Origin of the sequence: Fulvivirga kasyanovii (assembly GCF_009711405.1) — a bacterium.
GTDB lineage: Bacteria > Bacteroidota > Bacteroidia > Cytophagales > Cyclobacteriaceae > Fulvivirga > Fulvivirga kasyanovii.
Genome location: NZ_SMLW01000363.1, coordinates 1 through 7,186, shown reverse-complemented (window position 1 = coordinate 7,186; position 7,186 = coordinate 1). Strand labels below are relative to the sequence as shown.

8 protein-coding genes are annotated in these 7,186 nt (G+C 42.5%); 3 read left to right on the top strand and 5 right to left on the bottom strand.

What is annotated here, in order from left to right; genetic code table 11:
* Both hpt and E1163_RS03985 read right to left on the bottom strand, forming a co-directional pair.
* Positions 1-520 (bottom strand): hypoxanthine phosphoribosyltransferase (hpt, locus tag E1163_RS03990; protein ID WP_155169704.1); only part of this gene is annotated, 520 nt, incomplete at its 3' end.
* A gap of 83 nt (positions 521-603) precedes the next feature.
* Positions 604-1,536 carry a zinc-binding metallopeptidase family protein gene (locus E1163_RS03985; protein ID WP_155169702.1) on the bottom strand — a complete coding sequence of 311 codons (933 nt, stop codon included), beginning with the start codon at positions 1,534-1,536 and terminating at the stop codon, positions 604-606.
* Positions 1,537-1,650: 114 nt separating this feature from the next.
* Here E1163_RS03985 and upp point away from each other — a divergent pair, with 114 nt between their 5' ends.
* The 3 genes from upp to E1163_RS03970 all read left to right on the top strand — a co-directional run bounded on the left by upp (position 1,651) and on the right by E1163_RS03970 (position 3,736).
* A complete protein-coding gene (gene upp / locus E1163_RS03980) occupies positions 1,651-2,295 on the top strand; it encodes a uracil phosphoribosyltransferase (protein ID WP_155169699.1) in 645 nt (214 codons plus the stop codon).
* Positions 2,296-2,320: 25 nt separating this feature from the next.
* Positions 2,321-3,256, top strand: coding sequence for a calcium/sodium antiporter (locus E1163_RS03975; protein ID WP_246223492.1), 936 nt, complete (start codon positions 2,321-2,323; stop codon positions 3,254-3,256).
* A gap of 69 nt (positions 3,257-3,325) precedes the next feature.
* Entirely contained in the window at positions 3,326-3,736 is a 411-nt protein-coding gene (locus E1163_RS03970; protein ID WP_246223491.1) for a hypothetical protein, read from the top strand.
* Between the two features lie 18 nt (positions 3,737-3,754).
* On the opposite strand, the gene sdaAA is transcribed toward E1163_RS03970, so the two are convergent.
* From sdaAA to rho, 3 genes are all read right to left on the bottom strand, one after another.
* Positions 3,755-4,669 (bottom strand): L-serine ammonia-lyase, iron-sulfur-dependent, subunit alpha, encoded by a 915-nt coding sequence (gene sdaAA / locus E1163_RS03965; protein ID WP_155169691.1) that lies wholly within the window; start codon positions 4,667-4,669, stop codon positions 3,755-3,757.
* A 67-nt stretch (positions 4,670-4,736) separates the two neighbouring features.
* Positions 4,737-5,543: a sulfite exporter TauE/SafE family protein gene (locus E1163_RS03960; RefSeq protein WP_155169688.1), complete on the bottom strand. Its 807-nt coding sequence runs from the start codon at positions 5,541-5,543 to the stop codon at positions 4,737-4,739.
* 105 nt (positions 5,544-5,648) lie between these two features.
* Positions 5,649-7,186, bottom strand: a 1,538-nt coding sequence (gene rho / locus E1163_RS03955) for a transcription termination factor Rho (protein WP_155169686.1), incomplete at its 5' end; no start/stop codon positions are given.

The window sequence follows — 7,186 nt, the reverse complement described above, 5'->3', positions numbered from 1 at the left end:
TGAGTTGGTAAATGTCTTTTAAATTTCTCCCCAATCCATCATAATCCAGGCCATATCCTACCACAAATTTTTCAGGAATGTCAAAGCCTATATACTTTAACTTTTCACCTGATACATTTGTTTTGGGCTTCTGCAGAAGTGTAACCACTTCGGTAGAACTTGCCCCAAGGGACCTGAATTCTTCCAGTATTTTTGCTATCGTCCGGCCGGTATCGATAATGTCTTCAATAATAATAACGTCCTTATTGAAAATGTTCTCATTCAGGCCGATCAGTTGCTTGACATTACCGCTGCTCTCCATTTCTTCGTAAGAGGCAACTTTAACAAATGATATCTCGCAGGGAATATTAATTTCTTTCATAAGATCAGCAGCAAACATGAAAGACCCGTTGAGAATAGCAACAAACAGGGGTTTCTTGTCATGATAATCACTATTGATCCGGGCAGCCAGGCCCTGGATCTTTGCGGTGATTTCTTCACTACTGATAAATTTTACAAACTCTTTGTCTTTGACTACCATAAGTAAAATAAAAATGCCTTCTGTGGAACAAAAGGCATGCAAATATAAAAATTATATTGGAATAGGAACCCAAAAAGGAAAAATCAAAGATTCTCCATGAGTACTTTGTAGAGATCAATCATACAAATAACATCGTGTTTGTTTACTTTTTCCTGAGGAGAATGTACATTTTCTTCAGGGGCACCAATGAAACACCAGTCAAACGGATAGGGAGATATCTGTAACTCCCGGCCATCACTGGAGCCACTTGCCTCTACCTCTAGTTGATAGGGTATATCTGAGCTGTTGGCAATTTCAATGATACGGTTTATGTAAGATTTTCGGGGGATGTTCCGGTCTCGCATAGATATAACCACGCCCTCGCCCGGATACACACCATCAGTTACCCAGGTAATGTCAGAGATCAGTCCCTGAGAAATTTGCCACTTATCGTAAATAAATTTCACCAGCATAGGAACGGAGCCGCCGCCGTGCTCTTCCCAACAGCTAAATACCAGCACACCATTTTGCAGCGTTTCAGCCAGTTTTAAAAGGTTGAATACGCCTAGCCGGTTATCGAGATAGCCACTGGTAATTTCCGTATCGGTCTCTTCAAACTCACATTTGAACACGAGGTCGGTGCCCCGGTCAATAGCGCGGCCGAATTTATAGAATAGCTGATGGTCCTTGTTTACCTCCAGTTCACATTCAATAGGCCCGAGACTGTCCTGGCCTACTAATTTGTAGCCACTATGCACTTCCGGGCCGCCTATAGCTACCAGTTGATTTTGATAACGTACTGTAAAACCAATAGAATCCATGTGTGCAAAAGCTGCTGTTTTGGGTGAGCCAAATTTTAAAACAACACAATCTTGTAGCTCCGGCCCATGAAAAACTTCCGGCTGGCAAACCCACTTATCTTTTTTTTGATCTACATAATCCAGAATAAAGTCTTTCATTCCTGATTCATTCCCTGAGGGTGCATGTATTTGACATAGTTGTTTGAGCAAATTGATGTCAGATAAATGTGGCTTCATTAATATTGCTATTAAAAGATTGGAATCTATTGTTATTTTTTAATTTTCGTTAAATTTAGGTTTAAAATTGATCATAGGCCTAATTTTTTTCTAATCCTGCTTCTTTAATTTTTAATGCTAAAAATACTCAACCAGTCCAATTCAGTAGCCAATCATTTCCTGTATGAAATGAGGCACTTAGAAATCCAGAAAGACCGTGCAAAATTCAGAAACAACCTTAGAAGGTTAGGCGCCGTCATGGCATATGAGATATCGAGGACATTAAGCTATAAAAAGGAGACGGTTACTACTCCTCTGGGAACTATGGAGGTGGATTTGTTGGCCGAGCAACCGATATTAGTTTCCATACTCAGGGCGGCACTCCCTTTTTCGGATGGTTTTTTAGAAACCTTTGATCAGGCAGACGTCGGTTTTGTAGGTGCCTACAGAAAGGAAGAAGGGGAAGAAATAGGAGTCAATTTTGAATATATGGCTACTCCATCGTTAGATAATAAGGTGGTAATTATTGTCGACCCTATGCTGGCAACGGGCAAGTCTATTATAGAGTCGATAAACCATTTGCTTAATAATGGTAAACCGAGTCATATTCACATAGCTGCTGCTGTTGCCGCACCGGAAGGAATTGACTATATTTCAAGGATGTTGAAGGTTGAACATACCATTTGGACTGGTGCTTTGGATGAAAAACTAAACAGTAAATCCTACATTGTGCCTGGGCTTGGTGATGCCGGAGATTTGTGTTTCGGACCGAAATTATAAGTTATACATGCTGCCAAATATATTAATGTTAGTTGTGGGCCTGTTTGTCCTCATTATAGGGGGTGACTTTCTTGTAAAGGGCGCATCCAGTATAGCATTAAGAGCACATATATCCCCGCTGGTGGTCGGTCTCACTATTGTGGCTTTTGGCACTTCCGCACCGGAGCTTCTTATCAGCGTAAAAGCCGCCTTGGATGGCAGCCCTGACATGACTATGGGAAATGTAGTAGGGTCAAATATTTGCAACCTTGCCCTGGTACTGGGGGTAACTGCAATTATTGGTGTTATCAAAGTTAACTCTGACAGTATAAAAATTGACTGGCCTGTAACCATGGGCAGTTCGCTACTGCTCTACTTTGTGGTAAAGGAAGACGCAGCGATGATCAAGACCTATGAGGGGATCATTTTTATTGTCCTTCTTGTTGTATATACAGTCTTTATTGTTAGAAAGTCACGCAAGGAAACGAAGGCACAGCGAGCGCTTGAACAGGAAATGGAAGACGTGGCTCCGTCAAGACATGTGGGTAAAGATGCATTTTTTATAGTAGTAGGATGTGCGGGCTTGTATTTTGGAGCTGATTGGTTCGTAGGTGGAGCAAAAAACCTGGCAATGTTCTTAGGCGTAAGCGAACGGGTCATAGGCATCACTGTTCTGGCCCTGGGAACGAGCTTGCCTGAACTGGTTACTTCTATAGTGGCTTCTGTTAAAAAGGAGACAGACTTGGCTCTGGGTAATTTAATGGGGTCGAATATCTTTAACATCCTTTCTATACTGGGCATAACAAGTATTATTAAAGACATTCATGTAAGTGAAGCGATCATAAAGCACGACATGGTAGCTATGATCGGGGTTACTCTTCTGGTGCTACCGATGATGCTTTATAAAAGGACTATGGGTAGGGTATCAGGGATTATTTTAGTTGTTGTTTACATTTTTTACACCTATACAGTTATAACATAACTTGCGAAGCTGGTTGATTTGGAAATGGAAGAATTGGTATTGAAGGCCGTTACGATAATTTTATTAACCATGCTAAAGTTTATTTTCGGCCCTACATTGGGATATGCAGGAGGCTTTAGTTTATTATCCACCATTGTAATCACCATCACCGGTATGATGAGCAGCGTATTGCTTTTTACCTTCCTGGGAAAATTGCTGCGGGAAAAGCTGCTTGTTAAACTGTTTGCCAGGAGAAAGAAATTTACCAGGAGAAACCGGCAGTTTGTTGTGATCTGGAAAAAATACGGGTTGCCCGGTGTTGCATTTTTGACGCCATTGCTACTGACACCCATCGGGGGAACCATATTACTTGCCAGTTTCGGAAGCTCAAAACGCGAAATTATTATTTCTATGTTTCTGAGTGCTGCCTTTTGGTCAACTGTTTTTTCGGTGCTGATATACACCCTGGGGCCGGAAGTAATCTCTGTTTTTAAAAGTTAGTGTTGAGTTAACTTAACACTAGTCCTGTTCTTTCTGGTCTTCGTCAGGAAGCATTTCAATATCCTGGATCAACACGCTTTTGGATATTTTTTGTCCGGTTATTGTCGCGGCCAGGCCTCCCAGTGCGGTTTCTTTGTATCGGTTTTCCATACTTTGGCCTACTTCACCCATAGCATCCACACATTCATCGACAGGGATTACACCGCTGACATTGGCCAGTGCTATTTGTGCAGATGAGTTGGCAATGGCAGCAGCACTCGCATTTCTTACGACACAAGGCACTTCCACCAGTCCGGCCACGGGGTCACAAACCAGGCCAAGCATACACTGTATGGTTATGGCCACGGCATTAAACACCTGGTCCATATCACCGCCAAGACAATACACAATGGCGCCTGACGCCATGGCAGCAGCACTGCCTGTTTCTGCCTGGCAACCACCTACTGCCCCAGCCAGTGAAGCTTTTTGCTCGATGACCAAAGCTATGCCTGCCCCTACCAGCAGACCTTCCAGTATTTTTCGGTCAGGGAGGTTATGGATTTCCTGTAGTGTATATAAGGTGCCTGGCAATATGCCTGAAGCACCCGCGGTGGGCGCAGCCACAATCCTGCCCATGCATGAATTCACTTCTTTGGCAGCAAGTGCACGGGAAATCAGGTTTTGAAATTCTTTGGAGAGTACAGTAAGATTATGCTTGTAAACTTTTTTTGCGCCGTTGTTGATCATCCCTGATCGAGAAGTCATATCTTCTTTTAGCCCTGTTTCTACTGCATTTTTCATGACATCATAGGCTTTGCCCAGTCCTTCCCACACCTGTTGCGCATCACGGTTTTTCTGGTCCTTTTCGTACTCGAGTACAGGCTCAAAAAGATTCATGTTGTGCTCTTCACAATAGGCTTTCCAACCTTTGAAATCTGAAAATAAGAAACTCATAATTTTCGCGTTTTTTCAAAGTTAATCAGTAACACCAACAAAACAGAATTTGCTAACAAAAGGTTTTTTAACCCCAGAGCTCAAATACTTTCCGCAAAAGTACCAGCGATATAACTATGATAAAAACTATGGAAATGGTGCGGCTGGACAATCTGTCGCTAAGACTGGTGCCTAATGGTGAAGCAATAATTACTCCTATGGAAAGAGGAATGGCAACCGGAAGTAAAATATATCCCAGGTGTGCGTATGGGACACTTGACGTAGGCGTATTGAACAGGTTAATAATGGTGAGTATAAAGGAAATACCAAATATTGCCCCGAAGGATATTGATTTAGCCTTTTTAATATCCATCTTAAGCCAAAGGTTGAGCATGGGAATGATGATGGACCCACCTCCCAGGCCGGTAACCGATGAAACAACACCGGCAGTTACCCCTGTAGTGGTTAACCTTGCTTTGCTTTGTACTTCATCGTAATGAAAAGGCTTACGCAGTTTGTATATAGTGCGGTAGATGATATAGGCAAGGAAAATAATGATGATAAAGTTGTAAGCATCTTTGGAGTACTCTTCACGCAATACGAAAAAATGCAGTACCAGTGAAGCTGAAATAACTGCGGCTACGGTTACCCAAAGCATATCTTTCAGGTAGACCTGCTTTTTTCTCCACATGGTAAGGTTATTGACAAAGGCTGAGCACATGGTGGCAAATATGGTATTGGCAATAGTGAACCGAACCATTTCTGTATCTGGCATATCCATATATTGAAGGGCCAGCGGAATAACCACGATCATGAGAAAGCCCGTGCCGATGCCTGTGAGTCCGGCTATAAAACCACCTACCAATCCTGCAAGAGCCAGAAGAAAGTATATCATGGGAGCTTATTGTAAATAAAAAGATGCCATCGCGCGTGCGTGATGGCATCTTAATAGAATCGGGTTTACTTAAACCCAGTACGTTTAATATTTATCTCGCGAATATTATCCATTCATAGAGATCAGGAACTCCTCATTGTTACGAGTGCCTTTCATTTTTGAAAGTAAGAATTCCATGGCCTCATTAGAGTTCATGTCAGACATGAACTTACGCAGGATCCATACTCTTTGAAGTTCTTCCTCAGACATAAGGAGATCTTCTCTACGAGTGCCTGATGCAGGAACATCAATAGCAGGGTAAACACGTTTGTTAGACAGCTTTCTATCCAACTGAAGTTCCATGTTACCTGTTCCTTTAAATTCTTCGAAGATAACTTCGTCCATTTTAGAACCGGTTTCTATCAGGGCTGTAGCGATAATGGTCAAAGAACCACCATTTTCTACGTTTCTGGCAGCACCAAAGAATCTCTTAGGTTTGTGAAGGGCATTGGCATCCACACCACCAGACAATATTTTTCCTGATGAAGGTACGGTAGTGTTATAAGCACGGGCCAGCCTGGTGATGGAATCCAGAAGGATAACCACATCATGACCGCACTCTACCATTCTTTTGGCTTTTTCAAGTACCATGCTCGATACTTTCACATGTCTTTCTGCCTGCTCATCGAAAGTTGAAGCTACTACTTCGGCTTTTACGCTTCTTGCCATGTCAGTAACCTCTTCAGGGCGCTCATCGATCAGAAGTATGATCAGGTAGCACTCAGGGTGATTTTCTGCGATAGCATTTGCAATGGTTTTCAAAAGCACGGTTTTACCTGTTTTAGGCTGCGCTACGATCATACCCCTTTGGCCTTTTCCTATAGGAGCAAAAAGGTCAAGGATACGTGTAGAGTAGTTGTCAGGGCGTGTGCTTAGTTTTATTTTTTCTTCAGGGAAGAGTGGGGTAAGGTATTCAAAAGATACACGGTCACGAATTTCCTCAGTGGTTTTTCCGTTTACGCTTACCACTCTAAGTAAAGCGAAATATTTTTCACCTTCTTTTGGAGGTCTGATCTGGCCCTTTACCGTATCTCCCGTTTTAAGACCAAATAACTTGATCTGCGAAGGAGAAACATAGATATCATCAGGGCTGGCAAGGTAGTTATAGTCAGAAGAGCGAAGGAATCCATAGCCGTCCTGCATGATCTCAAGTACACCTTCGTTTTCTATTACCCCGTCAAAGTCCTTCACGTTGCTTTCTTTTCTCTTTCTGTCGTCCTTTCTTCTGTCGTCCTCGTTACCTCTTTCAGGCCTGTCTTTGGACTTTGGCTCACGGGTATTGTCGTCTTTTCTTTCTCTTCTTTTATCCTCTTTCTCTGGCTTGTCTTCTTTCTTGCCTTTGTCCGAGTCAAAAGAAGTTACACTTTCATCCACTTCAATATTAAAGGACTCCAATAGTTCTTCGGAAGATAGTTCTTCCTCTTTTTTGCTGTTCTTCACTTTTACGTTTTCTCTTTTAGGAGGCCGGCTTGGAGCTTTTTCCGCTTTTTCACGGTCTGCTTTTGGTCGGTCTTTGGATTTATTTTCTTTAGGTTGTTCTGGCTTAGCTTCAGGTGCTTTCTTTTTGGGAAGCTGATTTTCTGGTGTGACTGCTTGTTGGTCGA

What these genes read in the sequence shown, in the direction of transcription:
- E1163_RS03975 (WP_246223492.1), top strand. Translation starts at nt 2,321, where the DNA reads ATGTTAGTTGTGGGCCTGTTTGTCCTCATTATAGGGGGTGACTTTCTT.
- E1163_RS03985 (WP_155169702.1), bottom strand. Translation starts at nt 1,536, where the DNA reads ATGAAGCCACATTTATCTGACATCAATTTGCTCAAACAACTATGTCAA.
- E1163_RS03960 (WP_155169688.1), bottom strand. Translation starts at nt 5,543, where the DNA reads ATGATATACTTTCTTCTGGCTCTTGCAGGATTGGTAGGTGGTTTTATA.
- upp (WP_155169699.1), top strand. Translation starts at nt 1,651, where the DNA reads ATGCTAAAAATACTCAACCAGTCCAATTCAGTAGCCAATCATTTCCTG.
- sdaAA (WP_155169691.1), bottom strand. Translation starts at nt 4,669, where the DNA reads ATGAGTTTCTTATTTTCAGATTTCAAAGGTTGGAAAGCCTATTGTGAA.
- E1163_RS03970 (WP_246223491.1), top strand. Translation starts at nt 3,326, where the DNA reads ATGCTAAAGTTTATTTTCGGCCCTACATTGGGATATGCAGGAGGCTTT.